Genomic DNA, 19001 nt, shown 5'->3' on the forward strand with positions numbered 1-19001 from the left:
TGTCTCAAAGGTGAAGATATTACTAACTATAGTCTTGGCTTAGGGAGTTTGCCATAACTTCAGGAAATTGGAGTTGCATCCACGCACCACCAGTTTCTGGATGGTTCATCGCTTTGATTGAACCACCGTGGGCAATTAAAATTTGCTCAACGATCGCTAATCCTAATCCATTGCCAACGATCGCTCCTATGGAGTTACTATCTTGGGGGGAATGAGTTCGGGCTTTATCTCCTCGATAAAATCGCTCAAAAACGTGGGGTAAATCTGCCTCAGAAAAGCCGACTCCAGAATCAATAAGATTTATTTCCAGGATTGAAGAAACAGGTTCATTATCCTTTGTGGATAAGATTTTCGCTTCAACATGAATACTTGTGCAAGGAGGACTGTACTTAATGCTGTTGTCTAGCAAGTTGAGAAAAACCTGGTAAATCCTGGCTTTATCTGCCTTAATCCACAGATTTTCTGGTCCAGAATAAGAAAAAGACAGATGTTGGCGCTGTGCTAAGGGTTCTAGTGTTTCCCAAACAGATGTAATTAGCGATCGCAATTCTACAGCTTTAGCTTGCAATTGCATATTTGGGTTTGCTTCCATTTGGGTAAGTTCTAACCAGCTTTGCACTAAGTTGATCAGTCGGTCAACTTCTTGCATGAGGCGGTTAACCCAGCGATTTAAAGGTGGTTCCAAGCGATTTTGTAAAGTTTCTACAACTAAGCGAATCGAAGTTAGCGGCGTTCTGAGTTCGTGTGCTAGATCGGAAAAAGAGCGATCGCGTATTTGATTTATATCTAATAGGGGTTGACGATTTTCTAAAAATACTCCTACTTGTCCATTGGGTAAAGGCAAGCTAGAAGCCCGCAAAGCCAGAGATTTGATTGTTCCCATCTCTGCCGCATCATCACAAGATGGATGAAATACCCATTCTCGCCTCTGTGGTTTTTGGCGATCGCGAGTTTGCTCAATTAAATGGTCGAGTTCATAAGACCTGACCAACTCCAATAACAAACGCACCTGGTCTGGTTGCCACCTTTGCAGATACAAAATTTCCTGCGCCTGCCGATTACACCACAGCAGTTGATTTTCCTCATCCACCTGCAAATATCCTACTGGGGCAAAATCTAGTAGGTCTTGGTAAGTTTGCAACGACTGCTGCAAATCTTGTCGCTGCTGCTTCACCATCGCTATTTCTTGCCGCAACCCAGGAATCAGCAGCAGTCCTATCTTGTCAGAAGGCAAGGTTAACGGTCGAAGTAAGCGCCCCAGGTAGCGGTTAAGTTGAACCTGTTGCCAAATCCAAAACCCAATGCCTACCGCTAAACCCAGAAAAAATCCCAATAAAAGCATTTGAGTTGTTAGTTTTTTGGTGACTACTAAAAACTAACAACTATCCCAACTAATTATCCAAACCTATAGCCAAAACCTCTTACAGTCACAATATATTCGGGATGACTGGGGTCTTGCTCTAATTTTTCGCGCAACCACCGAATGTGAACATCTACAGTTTTACTATCGCCGACAAAATCCGGACCCCAAACCTGATCGAGCAATTGTTCCCGTGACCATACCCGGCGGGCGTAACTCATAAACAGTTCCAGCAAGCGGAACTCTTTGGGAGAAAGACTCACTTCTTGACCGCGAACTAGCACGCGACATTCTTGGGGATTTAAGGAGACATCCTTAAATTTTAATACTGGTATTGGTGGTAAATTACTTAGGCGTTGGCGGCGGAGTAAAGCGCGACAACGAGCCACTAACTCACGCATACTAAAGGGTTTGGTCAGGTAGTCATCTGCACCCACTTCCAACCCCAAAACACGGTCAGTTTCACTACCCTTAGCACTGAGCATTAAAATCGGTACTGGGTTGCCTTGATGACGCAGCAAACGGCAAATATCTAGCCCATTGATTTGCGGTAGCATCAAATCAAGAATGACCAGATCGAAGGGAAGTTCCCCTGAATTGGTTTCAAAACTTTTGAGATACTCTATAGCAGACCGCCCATCGGGAGCAGTTATCACCCCGTAACCTTCTTCTTCCAGAGCTACAGCTAGCATTTCCTGGATTAATTCTTCATCTTCTACTACTAGAATACGGCTGGTTTGTCCAATATCCGTTCTGGCAGAATATTTGGTCGATTCACTGGTATACATTGATATCACAAAAGTCTACGACTGTGCTTGTATCAATTAGGATGATGAGTCTATTATCTCGCCTTACTGCAACCGCGCTTCTACTAGGCTTAATTCTTTTAGATTTTCTTTACAAAAAGTAACATACACCACAGCAGTCTTCTAAATCATAAATCACTGTGGCTGCAAGCTTCTAATAGTTTTTTAATTAAGGACTTTGAATTTTCAATTCTGTCTTCACAAGATGGAAAGGCATTATTGCATAAAGGATTATCTTGACAGGGGAGATTAGGTTAGGTATATTTATCTTAGTACAAAAATACTATTAAGCCTCAAAGGGAAAACTATAACTGAAAAACAGAAGGACATATATGTGGAAAATTCGTACCCACTAAGTGTCAGATGTGGATCATTTCAGTATTTACACTGCGTTAAAAATGTTGATTCAAAGGCTACTCTGATGTCTGCATAGGGTAGTCATTGGTATGGCTTGCTACCCAATAAATCATTTGCCTATTGAAGGGAGTTGGAAGATGACTACAGTTGGAGTCAAAGACAGCAAACAACAACTAATGCAAGCATTTCAACAAATTATTATCCAAAGAAAAAAACTTGAATCTAAAATAGCAACCAAACAAGAGGAAGCAGAAAAGGCAAAAAGTCAAGAAATTCTGCAAGCAGCTTCTGTATATACAGTTGATAGTATTGTCAAAGGTTTAGCTGATTTACAATTGGAGTTTGGCAGTATTCTCAACGGATTATCTGAAAAACTAGCTCAGGAAAATTCCAAGTTAGATGAATTGAACCGAGCTATAGAAATTGAAACCCAACGTCTACAAGAACTGCAACAAATTAGAGTTGTAGCGGATACTCTAGACGTTTTAAGTCAAGAACACCAAGAAAAATTAAAAATTCTCGAACAAGATACTATTAGCAAAAAGGAAGCACTAGAGAAAGAAATTACAATCAGGCGGAAAGAATGGCAAAAAGAGCAAGCAGAGTATGAAGAAAAACTCAAAGTATACAATGATTTATTAGCCAAAGATCGCCAGCAAGAACAAGAAGAATTTCAGTATAAGTTAGAAACTACTCGTAAACTCAATACAGACAGCTACGAAGGGATAAAGCGCCAACAACAAAGGGAAATACAAGAAAATTCTCAAAAGAAAGGGAAAGATTGGGCAGAACGAGAAAAAATCTTCGCTGAACGCCAACCACTCTTTGCAGATTATGAACAAAAAGTAACTACATTTCCCAGCGAACTTGAAGAAGCCGTTAAGAAGGCTAGAGAAGAAGCAATTAAAGAAACAAGCCAAAAAGCTAAAATCGAGGCTGATTTATTTGAAAGAGAATGGGAATCTAACAAACAGAGCTATGAACAAAAAATTCAATCTCTAGAAGAAACAATTAAGAAACAATCTGAGCAAATAGAAGGGATTTCTGCTCAATTGCAAACTGCATTAAAACAAGCACAAGATTTAGCTATGAGGGCTTTCGGTAGTTCTAACCCTAAATAGTTGTGAGTTCGTAGCATCTTAATAATTTTGAATTCCTGAAGAGGAGGTTTGTTGTGGTGGGGAAAAAACCGACTGATAAGAATACTAAAGTAGAAATTCTTCAGGCGTATGAGGAGTTGGCAAAAGAAAAAGCAGCACTGAAATCAGAACTCGATAAAGTTGCCCAAGAAAACCAGTCTGGAACTAAAGAACAGCCTAAATTAGAACAAACAACAGCTATGAATCAGCTTTCTAGTGTCCAACAGAAGATGAACAATACAATTGAAAGCTTGGCAAAGATTCAATTAGGTTTTGGCAGTGCTGCTAATGAATTATCGGAACAGCTAACCACAAAAGCCTCTAAATTGGAAGAAATTAGGCGAACTTTAGAAGAAGAAATTCAACAATTAACACAACTGCATAATTTAGAAGTTTCTGATGATATCTTGGATACTCTCATCCAAGCCTATGAAGATAATACTAAAGCTTATCAGGAAGAATATAGCCAACGTTCTGAAGTGTTATTCCAAGAAATACTAGAGCAAAGAAATGCTTGGGGAAAAGAACAAGAGGAACAGCAACGGGCGATAAAAGAACGGAATGAAAACTTGAATAAAACTCGGCAACGCGATGCAGGAGAGTATAAGTATAATTTAGAACTCCAGCGGCAACTGCAAAATGACGAATACGAGCAAGAGCAGAAAGCGCTATATAAGCAATTAGAAGAATTACTACAAGAAACAGAAAAGCAGTGGGCTGAACGGGAGAAAGCAATTTCTGAGAGAGAGAAACAATTTGAAGAGTTAAAAGCCAAGGTAGAGGCTTTTCCGAAAGATAAAGAAGCAGCCATAAAAAAAGCTACAGAAGAAGGTAAAGGTATCGCCCACTACCAAGCTAAAGTCAAATCAGATTTATATTATAAGGAAGTGGAAGGGCAAAAGCGTTTTTATGAACAAAGACTGCAATCTCTAGAACAAACTATAACTAATCAAGAGACGCGAATTCAAAATCTTTCTAAACAACTTGAATCCGCTCTCAAACAAGTTCAGGATTTGGCAGTTAAAGCTATTGAAGGTACTTCAAATGTTAATTCATATCAGGCAATCAAAGAAATAGCTTTAGAACAGGCAAAGACTCAAGCGAAAAATAAATAAGCTGATTTATTTTTCATAAAAATTGCAGAGACTTAATTGAATTTAAGTCTCTACAAGTAACTCTAATGCTTTTTATTCGGTTTTCTTTGGTTTTTTGAGGTCTGGGGGAGGTTGTACTTTCTTCTTCTTTGTTGCGCTAGCCTGCGTTTGCTTTAATGCTTTGTTAGAATTTTGTTCTTGACTAGACATAATACTAAGTTTTAATATTTGTATTACTGGTATTTTAGATTACATAGGTATATCACAGAGAATTTAAGTTTAACTAAAAAAGTTAGTAAATAATGTTACCCCTGTAGGAACCTTCACTTTTAAGGGGATAAAGGCATCTGGTGCAAAAGAGACGTAGCAGTGCTACGTCTCGACAAGAGTTGGTAATGGCATTTTTTATAGTTGGTTGCGGGGGTGAGGTTCTTGCAATCATTAAAGTTTATTTTTAAACCCAAGGAACAACTTCGATATTTTCCCGATAAAATTCCTTATTTGCTATACGGTTGAAGTATTTGCCTTTGTACTCAAAAAGATGTAACAGAATGAGTTCTAGATACCATAATCCAAGTTTATAAGCATCTATTTGTTCTGGAAAGCGTTGGTTAAGATATTTTTGACGCTTTTTTGGATTAGGATGAACGATTGCATTACGTATCTCTGTTAAAGCCTGTGCGCCATCAACCCAATTTAATTCTTTTTCTTTTGAGGCTTTGAGCAAGTCAGTTAAGCTGTCAGGGACTTTCAGTGGGACACCACACTGTGAAAGGAGGCGTCTTAGTTGTTCAGCTGCTGGAAGTTTTTTAAATTCTTGTTGACTGATGATAGCTTTTTCTTCCACTAGAAGAGTCCAAGCAAGGATTTCAAAAGCAGCTTGCATCAAAACAATGGAACCTTGTATTGCTCCGGCTTGAGCAATACTTTCCAAATACCAATGGATTGCAAACCTTATCGGCTGATTCCAAATAGTACTTCGCCAGCGATTAAGGAAACCTGGAAAAAGTTTACTGAGACTGCAAGATTCTTGCGAATCTGCAAACCACGAATGCACACTTCGCCAGGGTGATGTTGTATAAGAAGTACATTTTTCCCAAACCTTTTCCCCGCTGTTGTCATAACCGACTAATAGAATAGGAGAGGTTCTGAAGCCTCTAGAAAAAGAGAGAAACCAATGCAAATCTTCCAATACATCATCAGCTTCCTCTGTGGTAAAAGGCTTTTTATCGGAACGTTCGAGTGTCCCCACATGAGTTATGGCGTAGCCTCCTTTTGATTTGAGAGACTTCATAATATTTCCGAAATTTTCCAAGCGGTCAATAGAAATATACCAACTCTCAGCTTCTAATATAAGTCTACCTCGCCACATTCCTCTTGATGTTGATATAGCCATTCCGCTAAATTGATGAAAGTTGGTTAGGTGAAAGATTATATATGATAAATTATGTTCTGAACTGAATATTACAGGTTTATTTAAGTTACCTGAAATATCTCCATCTTGATGCTCAAAGTAGATAGGAAGAATACTAGAAATCCAAACTTCAGCATAAGCTTGGATTTCTAAAAGGTTTAGATTACCTTTACCAAGCTCCAATTGAAAAAGGGATTCATTATTAGATTTTGAAAACAGGAACTTAAGATCGGGAGATGGCAGCCATTCAAAGGAAACAGTACCATATCCTTCATATACAGTTCCTTCTTGAGTAATTTTTAAGGAACCTTGATAAAGTTGGATAGGTTGATTAGGTTCTCCAGTCAAGTAAATTGGTATAAGTGCAGGAGGATATTGTTTAAAAAGCGATTCCAAAGATTCCATTGAGAGTCTGGTTAGTATATTGAATAAATTTTTACTGTTGCATCCTTAAATATACTAAGTCAGTTAAGCCAGTTATTGCCAGGGTGATATCGCTTCAAACTCAAGGTTCTGTTCTTGCCCAATTTTCTAAATTAATTCCCTGCACTCTCACTCTCAGCAAATCAGAATCATTGGAAACGAGAATTAAACCGCGTGTAATTGCTGTAGCCGCTATCAATATATCTTGTTCTTGTATCGTCAAACCCCTACGTTGTAAATCCACATGGATTTCGCAGGCTCTCTCAAGAATTTCTATATCATCCAAGAATAAAACTTCATATTTTTGAGAAAATTGATTAAATTCTGCTAGCTGCCTCATAGCATTTGCATATAAAAGCCCTCTTTTAACTTCATAATAAGTTATGCAACTGATAAACACTTCTTGTCCCGAACGATTAGCATCCCGTAGTTTTCTGCCAACAGTTGCATTTCTCCTCAAAATGTAACTAACAATATTTGTATCTAATAAATAAGTCACTTAATCTATTTTCGTTTTACTGCTTCATCGTACATTTTGATTTGCTCTGGGGTCAAATCATTGAACGTACCAGAAACAGCCTCTAACACAAGAATCTTATCAATTCTGCGTGTCAATTCATGCTCGGTAATAACTCTTATTTCTTTTTGTGACAACTGCCCAAAGAGTTCTACCAACATTTCTATCATTTCCTGTTGGTTTAACTTAACTTGATATAAGCTATTACCTTTAATGAGCTTTTCAACGATTGGTGATATGCGGTTACTCAGTTCTTGATGATAATTAGCAACTTCTGCCATAATTCCCTCCATTAATCAAATAATTCCCGTATCCCGTAATTATAAACAATCTCCCTCAACGCTCCTCTATGTAAAAAAAAGGCGGGCCTTTCAGCCCACCTCACACTATTTTGAGAATATTCTGTTGCTATTAACCCAACAATTGTTTAGCCTTAGCTAATACATTATCAACGCTAAAACCAAACTTCTCTAAACAAACACCACCTGGAGCCGAAGCACCAAAGCGATCGATACTAACAGTATCGCCTTCAGTACCCACGTATTTGTGCCAACCGAAACTAGCGGCAGCTTCTACAGACAAACGCTTGGTAACAGCTTTTGGCAGAATGGACTCTTTATAAGCCGCATCCTGTGCTTCAAATAGTTCCCATGAAGGTAGCGAAACAACACGAACTTTCTTGCCTTCAGCCTTAAGTTTTTCGGCTGCGCCAACGGCGAGGCTCAATTCTGAACCAGTACCAATCAGGATGATATCAGGTGTACCTTCGCTATCTACCACGGTGTATCCACCCTTTGCTACGCCCTCAACCGATGTACCAGCCAAGTTGGGAACGTTTTGACGGGTGAACGCCAATAGAGATGGAGCGTTTTGCTTCGCTTTTTCAATCGCTATTTTATAAGCGCCAGAGGTTTCGTTACCGTCTGCGGGACGAAACACTAATAAATTAGGAATAGCTCGCAAGGAAGCTAGAGTTTCAATGGGTTGGTGTGTCGGGCCATCTTCACCTTGTCCAATGGAATCGTGAGTCATCACCCAAATCACGCCAGCTTGGGAAAGGGCGGATAAGCGGATGGCAGCACGCATATAATCTGTGAAGATTAAGAAGGTAGCACCGTAGGGAATTAATCCCGAAGTGTGCAGCGCTATACCATTACAGATTGCGCCCATAGCATGTTCCCGCACACCAAAGTGGATGTTGGGGTTTTCGTAGTGCCCTTTTTGGAAGTCGCTCTTGCCCTTGATTTCGGTCAGGTTGGAGTGGGTTAAGTCAGCCGAACCACCAATCAATTCAGGTAATACCGCCGCTAGTTTGTTGAGGCAGGTTTCTGAGTGTTTACGGGTGGGTAGTCCTTTGTCTTCGGGGGTGTAGGTGGGTAGTACCTTATCCCAACCGTCGGGTAGCTTGCCGCTTAGGTAACGTTCAAATTCAGCCGCTTCTTGGGCATACTTAGCTTTGTAGTCCGCAAAGGTTTTGTTCCATTCGGTTTCGTAGCCTGCACCGCGCTCAACTGCTTTGCGTGTGTGGTTGAGGGCTTCTTCGGGTATTACGAAAGGCTCGTATTCCCAACCCAAATTTTTCCGAGTCAATGCTATTTCATCTCCACCAAGGGCAGCGCCGTGAACGCCAGCAGTGTTTGCTTTATTGGGGGAACCGTAACCAATAATGGTTGTTACTTTGATGAAAGAAGGCTTATCGGTAACAGCTTTGGCTGCTTCAATTGCTTTGGCGATCGCTTCTAAATCGGTATTGCCATCTTCGACGTGTTGGACGTGCCAACCGTAAGCTTCAAACCGCTTGGAAACATCTTCGGTGAATGCCACATCTGTGGAACCGTCGATGGAAATGTGGTTGTCGTCATACAGAGCGATGAGTTTGCCTAATCCCAAGTGTCCTGCAAAAGAACAAGCTTCACCAGAAATTCCTTCCATGTTGCAACCGTCACCTACAATTACGTAGGTGTAATGGTCAACAATCTTGGTATCGGGTTTGTTAAATTTTGCGGCAAGGTGCGCTTCGGCGATCGCTAAACCAACTCCATTGGCAATTCCTTGACCCAAGGGGCCAGTGGTAACTTCCACGCCTGGGGTCATGAAGTTTTCGGGGTGTCCAGGGGTTTTGGATTCCCATTGACGGAATTGTTTGATATCTTCAATGGTGACGCTATCGTAGCCTGTCAGGTACAGCAGGGCGTACTGCAACATCGAGCCATGACCGGCTGACAAGACAAAGCGATCGCGGTTAAACCATTTGGGATTCTTGGGATTAAACTTCAAAAAGCGATCCCAGAGGACAAAAGCCATCGGAGCCGCGCCCATTGGTAGTCCTGGGTGTCCCGATTTTGCCTTTTCTACGGCATCAATAGCCAAGAAGCGGATCGAGTTAATAGCCAGTTCTTCGACGGACAATTCTTTGGCGGATTGGGTTGCAACAGTCATAATCTCTTGTTTTTAACGACGGGTTAGCACTCTTCGTAGCTTCTTTTGCTGGGGTTATTTTAGATTCCCCACAGTATCCTCATCATCCCACTCCCGCTTGTCGATGGACAAGCGGGATCTCCTGAGTTTCTGGTGATAAATCAAGCAGATAATTGGGTCATGCTGAACGCTTAAGTTATATCGGAATGATATTTCTGATACTTTGGGCATTGGGCATGGGGCATGGGGCATGGGGCATAAGGCATGGGGCATGGGGCAAACGAGCAGAGTTGGATTAAACTACTGAATTCTAAATTCTTACTCCTGACTCCTGCCTCCTGCCTTCTGCCTCCTCCCTCCTGCCTCCTGACTTCTTTTAAACGTATTTCTTAAAGGCCAGTGTGACATTATGACCGCCAAACCCAAAAGAATTGGATATTGCCACGTCGACTTTTTGAGCGCGGCTAGAGTTAGGCACGTAATCTAGGTCACATTCTGGATCGGGATTTTCCAGATTGATTGTTGGTGGAATTTGGTCATTTGCGATCGCTAGTACTGTTGCGACTGCTTCAATACCTCCAGAACCGCCCAATAAATGACCTGTCATTGATTTGGTGGAGCTAATTGCCACCTTATAAGCATGTTCTCCCAAGGCTTTTTTGATTGCTGAGGTTTCAGTTGAATCATTAGCTGGGGTACTAGTGCCGTGGGCATTAATATAGCTAATTTGTTCGGGAGTTATGCCAGCATCTTTAAGAGCTAGTTCTATCGCTCTAGCGGCTCCGAGTCCACCGGGTACGGGGGAGGTGATATGGTAGGCATCACAGGTCATGCCATAGCCGATCATTTCGGCATAAATGTGAGCGCCGCGACTTAGGGCGTGTTGCAGTTCTTCGAGAATTAAAATTCCCGCACCTTCACCCAAGACAAATCCGTTGCGATCGCGGTCAAAGGGACGGCAAGCATGAGCCGGGTCATCATTGCTAAAAGAGAGTGCTTTGCAGGCGGCGAACCCAGCTATCGACAATGGTGTGACAGCTGATTCTGTTCCCCCGCAAATCATCGCTTGGGCATATCCCCCTTGAATTAAGCGAAAAGCATCGCCTACAGCGTTAGAGCCAGCGGCACAGGCAGTTACAGGACAAGAGTTTGGACCTTTAGCACCCGTATGAATTGCCGTTAATCCTGCGGCCATATTGGCGATCATCATTGGGATCATGAATGGACTACAGCGATCGGGGCCACGGTTGAGGTAGATAGTTTGCTGGTCTTCTAATACCTTAATCCCACCAACGCCAGAACCGATCATCACACCTACCTGTTCTGCATTCAGGTCATTGATCGCTAACTCCGAGTTAGCTAGAGCCTGTTTTGCTGCCGCAACCCCAAATTGGGAAAATCGATCCATGCGCTTGGCCTCTTTGCGCTCCAAGTAATCATGTGGATCGAAGTTTTTCACCTCACCAGCAATCCGGCAATCATGGCGAGACGCATCAAATAATGTGATGTAGTCAATGCCATTACGTCCACTCAATAATCCATTCCAATATTCTGTTGCTGTGTTACCTATAGGTGTAATCGCGCCAACACCAGTTACAACAACGCGTTTACGTGTATGATCTGTCATGATTCAGTTAAAAATGGCGAAAAAGCAGCAGGCAAAAAATTTGAGGTTAGCGACTAGGTACTGGTGAGCCAGCGCGGTCTTAAAGATTTCCTTTACGAGCGACTGGCATCGGATTTGCTGACTTCAAGTGACTGTCGTTAACGTCAGCATTAGTGACATTAGCAGCGTCAGGCGAAGAGTGGCTAGATATTAGAGAAAAATCTCCCCAATCCCAATCCCCAATTCCAATCCTCAGTTAAGCTGAGGCGGTAACTTTGTTATTGATATAATCTACTGCGTCTTGAACGGATGTAATCTGCTCCGCAGCTTCATCGGGAATTTCGATATCAAATTCTTCTTCCAAAGCCATCACCAACTCAACGGTATCGAGAGAATCTGCTCCCAGGTCTTCCATAAACTTGGCTTGTGGTGTGACTTTATCTGGGGGATCAACACTCAGTTGTTCGACAACGATTTTCTTGACCTTTTCAAAAAGTTCCGCTTGGCTCATAAATAAAAGTCCTTAACCACTTGCTACGATCTGCTCTTTAGAGGAGACATTGTTTTGAGCATATACATCTTATCGTCAAGCGCGATCGCCCGCATACTTCCAAGGGTTTTTCTGCTAGAAAACATCTGCCATTTTTAAAATAAATAGGGTAAGTTTTCTGAAAACACTTGAGCAGTGGAGCGTGCTACGCCATCGCCGATACCGTGTAAATGCTTCGGTTTTCCAATTATTGCTAAAATTTTTTACAATGTCTCGATCAGTATTTACAGCCTTGCTAGCAGTTAAGAATATCTAGATGCCGCAACCCCTAACTGTTTAGGTTAAAGGGTCGCTAAACGTCAAACATCAGAATGGTGCTAACAAGGGAATGATAAAACAGTTATTGTTTAGAGCGATCGCTCTAACCCAAACATACTTCTATGCTACCTCAGACACTGAAATACGCTTACTTCCCCGGTTGTGTTGCTCAAGGAGCCTGTCGGGAACTTTACCAGTCAACTCAAGCGCTTACCCAAGCACTGGGTATTGAACTAGTTGAACTTAAAAAAGCTGCTTGCTGCGGTTCCGGCACATTTAAAGAAGATTCGCAACTGCTAGAAGATACAGTCAACGCCAGAAATATTGCCCTAGCAGAAGAATTAAATCTACCCTTACTTACCCATTGCAGCACTTGTCAAGGTGTTATCGGTCACGTCAACGAACACCTGAAAGAATGTAAGACTTCTAACCCTGTTTATATTGAACAGGTTAATGGCTTGCTACATAAAGAAGGCTGTTCGCCTTATCGCGGCAGTACTGACGTTAAACATCTTCTTTACGCTTTAGTAACAGATTACGGTTTAGAGGAAATTACCAAACGTGTCACCCGAAAGTTAACTGGATTAAAATGTGCGGCTTTTTATGGCTGTTATCTCCTCCGCGCCCAAAAATCTATGCCTTATGATGACCCTTTCCAACCGGAAGCGATGGAAAATATGTTTCGGGCGGTGGGCGCAACACCAATTTATTATCGAGGGCGGACACAATGTTGTGGTTGGCCGCTTTCTAGTTATGCCACTACCCAATCTTTTAAGATGGCGGGGATGCATATTCAGGACGCTTTAGCATCTGGGGCTGACTGTATAGTTACACCTTGTCCTCTGTGCCACTTAAATTTAGATTCCCGTCAGCCAGAGGTAGAAAAAGTGATTGAACAAAAGCTAGGTTTACCAGTGTTACATTTACCCCAGTTGATTGCTTTGGCACTTGGGGTTAGTCCAAAAGAATTGGGTTTAGACCGTCACGTTGTTTCCACAAAGTCAGTGTTGGAAAAATTAGGATTTTAGTTTATGGAGTACAAGGGGCTTAAGTCCCTTGTCTGGTTAATTGATTGGACTTTGGACAGTAATAATTGTTTTGATAAAAAAATTTCCAAAATTAACCAACTTACAATATATAAGACTGGTAATTTTGGATAACTTTAATTAAACTCTAATTTTGAGAATTCCTTTGATATTAGCTTCGTAAAGTTAACGCTTCTTTTTCGATATTTTCATCCATCCAAGAAAACATATCGCCAATTGATTTAACCATATCTTCAACTCCTTCACGGAAGAGTTCAACATCTTTCTCAGACTTGGTATAAATTTGGGCTACTTGAATCAATTCATCTGTATGTTCTGGATCTAAGTGGCAGTGGAGATGAAAATATTCGATGGTATGGTCATCAATCCCTTCAAATATCTTACGAAGTCCTTCGATATATTTGATGAAAATTCCAGGTAAAACTTGCTCAATTGCTGCAAATCTTCCTAAAGAGCGTACTATAGGTTCATCATCACAAATTTCAAATTTCTTAAAGCGTAATGCTGGAATGACAAACGCTCCATCGTCGGCATTGATATCAATCTGAGGGCAATCAATACCTTTCATAAAACGCATAAATAATGCTACATGAGCAAGGTCTGAGTTGAGTTCTCCATGCTCTGTAAATGCATTTTCTAGCATAATCGTTCTAGCATGGTAACTATCCATTTTGGATGCAACTTTCAGAAAAGCCATATTGAATCTGTTTGAACCAGGGAGCATTTTTATAGCAAACTGGCGGATTGCATCTTGTGAAAATTCTCCATTAGCAAAGCGTTGAACAAAGGGATGTATAGACAAATCCTGTGCTGTTGTGAGTTCTAACAAAACTTGTTGTAATTGGTTGGAAATCTTAGTATCCAAAGAAAGAATTGCAGTCATTATTCTAGGGGATAAGTGGATTTTTATTAGTGCTTAATTGTCTAATTGGGCGTGAATGTCTGGACAATTATTCACGCAGGTTGCATAGCAAAAAATACATACCCTTTGTACCTATGCTTCAGAGTATGTTTGCAAATGCTTATTAACGAAGTGAATTCACTTCAGTTACTTTATTGACTGATTAGATGCAAATAATGGAAAATTACTCAGGTCGTTTACATACCCTTTGTAACCATACTTTACAAGTTATTTGCAAATGCTTATTTCGGTTCGGATAAGCTTGAAAATTGACATTATCTTCAACCATTGAGTCTAAACTTTAACTAGAATGCTTTCCAAAATTTTTTGTCTTTGGTTAACTGAACTGTATGCACAGTTGTTTTAACTAATTTGTTACTCTCTTTGGTTAAAAAATTCCGTACAAGTTCGTGCTTTGTCCTAATAAAGATTTTAGCCCTTTATTTTTTTATACGCAAAGAAAAAAGAATCATTAACTAAATCTTTACTTTTTTCTACAACTTTCTAAAGTTGCTTATTTATCATTAAATAGCTTTTCTGTCATCTATCAATAGAAATAAAAAGAAAATACGCTTAAACATGAATACAGAATGGGACGTGCAAGATTCACGCCCCACAAGAGTTATTTTGAATTTGGTTATGTAATTTAGATAACTTTCAGCTTAATCATTGCTATTTTTGAATTGACGTTGCAATTGTTTTAGCGATTGATACATATCTGGTAGGCGACCATAAACAGCACATACCTTGAGATATAGTTTGTAAGGAAGGGCTGGAGTTCCGCAGACAATTTCTCCTGGTGCAACATCGCTGTGAATCCCAGTTTGAGCAGATGTCATCGACCCATCTCCCATCTTCACTTGATTGACTATTCCTGTTTGTCCAGCTAAAATAACGCGATTTCCCAGTTTAACCCCTCCCGCCATGCCAACCTGACCTGCGATCGCACAACCAGAACCGATTTGGCAACCATGACCTATTTGCACTAAGCTATCAATTACTGTATTTCGACCTACTCGTGTTTCTCCGACTGCTGGGCGGTCAATGCCAGTGTTACAGCCAACTTCCACGCCATCTTCTAAGACTGTATAGCCTGATTGTTCCATTTTGAACCAACCAGTCCGGGTGGGAACAAAACCAAAGCCTTCTGCACCAATGACAGCACCACTGTGAATGACGCAATCTGCACCGATGCGGGTGCGTTCGTGGATAGTACAGTTGGCGTGTAAGGTGGTGCGATCGCCTATTTTAGCATCTGGATAAATCACTACATTAGGATGAATGATTGCACCATTACCAATTTCTACCCCTTGTTGAATCACTGCATGGGGACCAATATAAACATCACTACCAACTTTTGCGGTAGAGTGAATCACAGCAGTGGGATGAATTTCTGGGGTAGGGCGATATGGTTGATAAAAAAGTGCGATCGCTTTGGCAAACAATAATCGCGGATCTGGGGTCGCTAGCCAGACAATACCCCTCTCTTGTGCAAGCGCCTGTAATTTTTCGTCCTGGGGCAAAATTAAAGCACTAGCATTGGTATTGCCGACAAAAGATTTAAATTTTGCACTTTCTACGTAACCGATGGTACCGATGGTAGCTTCATCAATGGCTGCTACCCCTGTAATTTCTGGATCTTGGTCTGGGTTGCTAGTCAGGCTATGATTGGTGGCCGCGTCACCAAATTGACGGAGAATTTCGCTGAATTTCATTGTTGGGTGTGTTCAAAATTGATCTACAATCGCAAGATAATTTTCCCTCTTTATGCTCCAATACAATAATTTTGTAGACGCGTAGTGATGAAACAATCAGACCCTTCCTAGCTTCGCTTCAGTTTGGATTACTTCATCGACATTGTTCTGTTGATGTCTCTGGTTGTAAAGATGAGTCTACTTTCACTGAATCTTCTCTCAATAGCGTCTTAAGGCGTTGATTATCTTCCGTGGCGATCGTTTCACCATAGTGATGAAGTTGAAAAAGCTGGCAATAACGGTTTTGTTTGCCGCAAATCAAGCAGCCATAGCGGGACTTAAACATTTTTGAGCCATAAACAAGCCTCAAACCCATGCAGGGCAAGGAAAATACACCAAACACTCAAAAATGCTTGAAACCCAGATATATCAATAAATTACGCAAAACGATGTCAAAATCTCTCTGTATATACATTTGAGGGTTTTTTGTAGTTACTTTTTGTCTAAGTCCCATTAAGTAGCGATCGCTTGTTCCTAAAGAACTGGTAAATGGGTTCGGGTTAACACGGAGAAAAATCTCCGCGTCTTTGTGTCACTCCAAATCCATCAATTTTAGATCGGCTGGCTAGTCGCCATTGCTACCCCTGCTAAATACCCGGTTGTCCAAGCACTTTGGAAGTTAAACCCACCGGTAACGCCATCAATATCTAAGATTTCTCCGGCAAAATAAAGACCAGGAACTAACCGACTTTCCATTGTCTTGAAGTTGACTTCTTTGAGCTTGACACCGCCACAGGTAACAAATTCTTCTTTGAAGGCTCCTTTGCCGTTGATTAAGTATTGTCCCTGACTAAGTTCTTGCACCAGTTGATTTAAGGTTTTACTAGATATTTCTGCCCAACGGTCTTCTGTGGTAATACCTGCACGGGCAATGATATATTGCCAGAGACGATGGGGTAGATCGACTCCACGATGCAATGCGATCGCTTTCTTTCCCCATTCATCTTTAACGGCTAAAACTTTTTCTCGCACTTGTTCTTGGTGCAAATTAGGCAGCCAATTAATCAATAATGTGGCTTGATAGCGGCTTTCGTGCAGAACTCTCGCACCCCAAGCAGAAAGCTTCAAAACAGCGGGGCCACTCAAACCCCAGTGGGTAATTAGCAATGGCCCAGTTTGTTGCAATTGGGATTTTCCGCCCGCAGATAAGCGCAATTGAGCAGGATTAACGCTAACTCCAGCTAATTCCCGCAGCTTAGGATCGAGAATATTAAAAGTAAATAACGAGGGTACTGGCGGTTCAATTTGATGACCTAACTCTCGAACAATTTTATAACCTGCAAGGCTACTGCCGGTCGCTAAAAGTAGGCGATCGCATTTAATTGTCTCTCCCGACTTCAGAAGAATATCAAAACCCCCGTCTGCTGCGGTTCTCACCGAAGTTACGTGTGTACCGATACGGAGTTTTACCCCAGCTTTCGCTACCGATTTAATTAGACATTCCACAATGGTTTCTGAAGTGTTGGTGACAGGAAACATCCGGCCATCAGCTTCCGTTTTGAGATAGACTCCACCAGCAGCAAACCAAGCTACTGTATCTTGAGGCCCAAACCGAGTCAAAGCACCCCGCAAAGCTTTTGCACCTCTGGGGTAATTTTGCACTAACTCTTCCGGTTCAAAACAAGCGTGAGTGACGTTGCAGCGTCCGCCACCAGAAATTAGCACTTTTGCTAGGGGTTGACGACTGGCTTCGAGTAAAGTAACTTGGGCATCAGGATTGGCTTTAGCACAAGCGATCGCGCCAAAAAATCCTGCTGCCCCACCCCCAATAACTACAATTTGTAACGGTAACAATTTCAAAAATGTCTCTTTTACAGCACCTACTTTCTAGGCTAGCTGTTATTTTCACTCTTCATCAGGTTCAAAGTCGGCTTTTGTCGCACCACAAGTTTGACATGACCAATCTTCTGGTATATCTTCAAAGGCTGTTCCCGGTGCTATGTCGCTATCTGGATCGCCTTGTTCTGGGTCATATATATACCCGCAAACAGTACATTTATACTTTCCCATGTTCCTTTACCCTCGTAAATTCTTGGCATTGCTTCCCTATTAAATACTTTTGGCAGTGGTCAAAATAGGCAAGCTACAATTCTTAAACGAGACTACGGCATGAAAATCAAACCGCTTCGCAAAGTCATTAGTCAAATGACTAAAAACGCCACCATGTCCTTTGGGCGTAACTGATAATTCCGATCGCGATCGCCCCAAGTAGCAGTAGCCAAATAATTCCACCTGGGATAAAAGTGAGAATACCAATACCTCTCAGTACCCAGACGGCAACGCTAATGCCGAGAAGTGTACCAAAAATCTGGATTAATCTACGATTTAAAGAAGATTGATTCACCTAATTTTCCTCTCAACTCAACAGACATTACACTTGATATTGATAATTAAAATATGAAGTTACGATGAAGTTATAGTTTCATCAGAAATAACACGTAAAAACCGAGAGATACTATCCAAACGTTAGGGTAAGGTACTTGATGTTAAATCGTGTTTGTGCCATTCTAGCTGTTAACAACGCAGTTTTTCATCTACAAGTATTACTTTGACAAAACTCACTGAAATATTAATTATGTTAATTGTGATAAGAAACACAGTTTTTCCAGTAAAGTAACTGAAATGATGAGCAAAAAATCATCCTTTCCGGAAAAGATAAGTATTAAACTGGAACTAATTTAATAATGGGTTGGATCTAAATCAAGTTTTATGGCTTGTAGTTGCAACTTTATTTAGGTGGATGAGTTGAGGAGTAACTTAATCATTATGTCTGCGTCTTATATATCAGATTCAATTATTGCAGGTTCAGATATGGCTTGGAGTCAAGACAAGCAAAAGTTACTGGTACAGGGTGAAATTTTAGTAGAAACGCGATCGCACAAGCTATCGGGTGGCGCGGTGACAGCCTGGATGTATTTGCCGATGGTGCGATCGCACGTTTGGCAGCAATTAACTGATTATCCCCGCTGGGTGCAATATTTTCCCGATATCACCAAGAGTGAGGTAATACATAAAGGTGAAGTTAAACGTCTGTATCAAGCAGCACAAAAAGCCTTCTTCTTTTTCACGGCTCAAGTGGAAATTTACCTCAATGTTGTAGAAGTGCTAGGGCAGCAAATCCAATTTCGCATGGTAAATGGGACTTTTGAGGACTTTGACGCCAATTTAGAATTACAAGATTGTGGTAATGGCACAATACTTGCTTATACTGTGCAAGCGACACCTCTAATTCCGATTCCATCTATTTTTATTCAACAAGCGATGAATTTAGAGTTGCCTGCAAATATGCGTAAAATGCGACAAGTTATGTGTAAGACTCAATCAAAAGTTTAGGCATTACTGATTGGATTTTCACTCA

At 41.2% G+C, this 19001-nt stretch carries 18 protein-coding genes; 4 read left to right on the forward strand and 14 right to left on the reverse strand.

What is annotated here, in order from left to right:
• Positions 1–22 precede the first annotated feature (22 nt).
• Both HWQ43_RS01615 and HWQ43_RS01620 read right to left on the reverse strand, forming a co-directional pair.
• Positions 23–1342 (reverse strand): ATP-binding protein, encoded by a 1320-nt coding sequence (locus HWQ43_RS01615; RefSeq protein WP_292729281.1) that lies wholly within the window; start codon positions 1340–1342, stop codon positions 23–25.
• A gap of 53 nt (positions 1343–1395) precedes the next feature.
• Positions 1396–2148 carry a response regulator transcription factor gene (locus HWQ43_RS01620; protein WP_094349166.1) on the reverse strand — a complete coding sequence of 251 codons (753 nt, stop codon included), beginning with the start codon at positions 2146–2148 and terminating at the stop codon, positions 1396–1398.
• A gap of 512 nt (positions 2149–2660) precedes the next feature.
• Between HWQ43_RS01620 and HWQ43_RS01625 the strand changes: the two genes are divergently transcribed.
• Complete coding sequence (locus HWQ43_RS01625) at positions 2661–3644, forward strand: hypothetical protein (RefSeq protein WP_292729286.1); 984 nt, start codon at positions 2661–2663, stop codon at positions 3642–3644.
• Between the two features lie 53 nt (positions 3645–3697).
• Positions 3698–4777, forward strand: a complete 1080-nt coding sequence (locus HWQ43_RS01630; RefSeq protein WP_292729309.1) for a hypothetical protein — start codon at positions 3698–3700, stop codon at positions 4775–4777.
• A 433-nt stretch (positions 4778–5210) separates the two neighbouring features.
• Here HWQ43_RS01630 and HWQ43_RS01635 read toward each other — a convergent pair whose 3' ends face one another.
• The 6 genes from HWQ43_RS01635 to acpP form a co-directional block, all read right to left on the reverse strand.
• Positions 5211–6575, reverse strand: coding sequence for a hypothetical protein (locus HWQ43_RS01635; RefSeq protein ID WP_292729312.1), 1365 nt, complete (start codon positions 6573–6575; stop codon positions 5211–5213).
• A 100-nt stretch (positions 6576–6675) separates the two neighbouring features.
• Positions 6676–7092 carry a type II toxin-antitoxin system VapC family toxin gene (locus HWQ43_RS01640; protein WP_292729315.1) on the reverse strand — a complete coding sequence of 139 codons (417 nt, stop codon included), beginning with the start codon at positions 7090–7092 and terminating at the stop codon, positions 6676–6678.
• A 5-nt stretch (positions 7093–7097) separates the two neighbouring features.
• The gene (locus tag HWQ43_RS01645) at positions 7098–7391 is read right to left on the reverse strand and encodes a hypothetical protein (protein WP_292729318.1); all 294 of its coding nucleotides are present in this window, start codon (positions 7389–7391) and stop codon (positions 7098–7100) included.
• A gap of 130 nt (positions 7392–7521) precedes the next feature.
• A complete protein-coding gene (gene tkt, locus HWQ43_RS01650) occupies positions 7522–9549 on the reverse strand; it encodes a transketolase (protein WP_292729320.1) in 2028 nt (675 codons plus the stop codon).
• Between the two features lie 355 nt (positions 9550–9904).
• Positions 9905–11155, reverse strand: a complete 1251-nt coding sequence (gene fabF / locus HWQ43_RS01655) for a beta-ketoacyl-ACP synthase II (RefSeq protein WP_292729322.1) — start codon at positions 11153–11155, stop codon at positions 9905–9907.
• Positions 11156–11390: 235 nt separating this feature from the next.
• Positions 11391–11645: an acyl carrier protein gene (gene acpP, locus HWQ43_RS01660; RefSeq protein ID WP_292729325.1), complete on the reverse strand. Its 255-nt coding sequence runs from the start codon at positions 11643–11645 to the stop codon at positions 11391–11393.
• A 419-nt stretch (positions 11646–12064) separates the two neighbouring features.
• Here acpP and HWQ43_RS01665 point away from each other — a divergent pair, with 419 nt between their 5' ends.
• Positions 12065–12970, forward strand: coding sequence for a CoB--CoM heterodisulfide reductase iron-sulfur subunit B family protein (locus HWQ43_RS01665; RefSeq protein WP_292729328.1), 906 nt, complete (start codon positions 12065–12067; stop codon positions 12968–12970).
• A gap of 169 nt (positions 12971–13139) precedes the next feature.
• On the opposite strand, the gene HWQ43_RS01670 is transcribed toward HWQ43_RS01665, so the two are convergent.
• The 6 genes from HWQ43_RS01670 to HWQ43_RS01695 form a co-directional block, all read right to left on the reverse strand.
• Positions 13140–13871 carry an iron-containing redox enzyme family protein gene (locus tag HWQ43_RS01670; protein ID WP_292729331.1) on the reverse strand — a complete coding sequence of 244 codons (732 nt, stop codon included), beginning with the start codon at positions 13869–13871 and terminating at the stop codon, positions 13140–13142.
• A gap of 680 nt (positions 13872–14551) precedes the next feature.
• Positions 14552–15604: a UDP-3-O-(3-hydroxymyristoyl)glucosamine N-acyltransferase gene (gene lpxD / locus HWQ43_RS01675; RefSeq protein ID WP_292729334.1), complete on the reverse strand. Its 1053-nt coding sequence runs from the start codon at positions 15602–15604 to the stop codon at positions 14552–14554.
• Between the two features lie 133 nt (positions 15605–15737).
• Positions 15738–15929 carry a hypothetical protein gene (locus tag HWQ43_RS01680; protein ID WP_292729337.1) on the reverse strand — a complete coding sequence of 64 codons (192 nt, stop codon included), beginning with the start codon at positions 15927–15929 and terminating at the stop codon, positions 15738–15740.
• 266 nt (positions 15930–16195) lie between these two features.
• Positions 16196–17437: an NAD(P)/FAD-dependent oxidoreductase gene (locus tag HWQ43_RS01685; protein ID WP_292729653.1), complete on the reverse strand. Its 1242-nt coding sequence runs from the start codon at positions 17435–17437 to the stop codon at positions 16196–16198.
• 51 nt (positions 17438–17488) lie between these two features.
• Positions 17489–17653 (reverse strand): rubredoxin, encoded by a 165-nt coding sequence (gene rd / locus HWQ43_RS01690; RefSeq protein WP_292729340.1) that lies wholly within the window; start codon positions 17651–17653, stop codon positions 17489–17491.
• A 139-nt stretch (positions 17654–17792) separates the two neighbouring features.
• Entirely contained in the window at positions 17793–17987 is a 195-nt protein-coding gene (locus HWQ43_RS01695) for a hypothetical protein (RefSeq protein WP_292729343.1), read from the reverse strand.
• 422 nt (positions 17988–18409) lie between these two features.
• Between HWQ43_RS01695 and HWQ43_RS01700 the strand changes: the two genes are divergently transcribed.
• A complete protein-coding gene (locus HWQ43_RS01700) occupies positions 18410–18976 on the forward strand; it encodes an SRPBCC family protein (protein WP_292729346.1) in 567 nt (188 codons plus the stop codon).
• Positions 18977–19001 lie beyond the last annotated feature (25 nt).

Source organism: Nostoc sp. JL31 (assembly GCF_017114965.1).
Taxonomy (GTDB): Bacteria; Cyanobacteriota; Cyanobacteriia; order Cyanobacteriales; family Nostocaceae; genus Nostoc; species Nostoc punctiforme_A.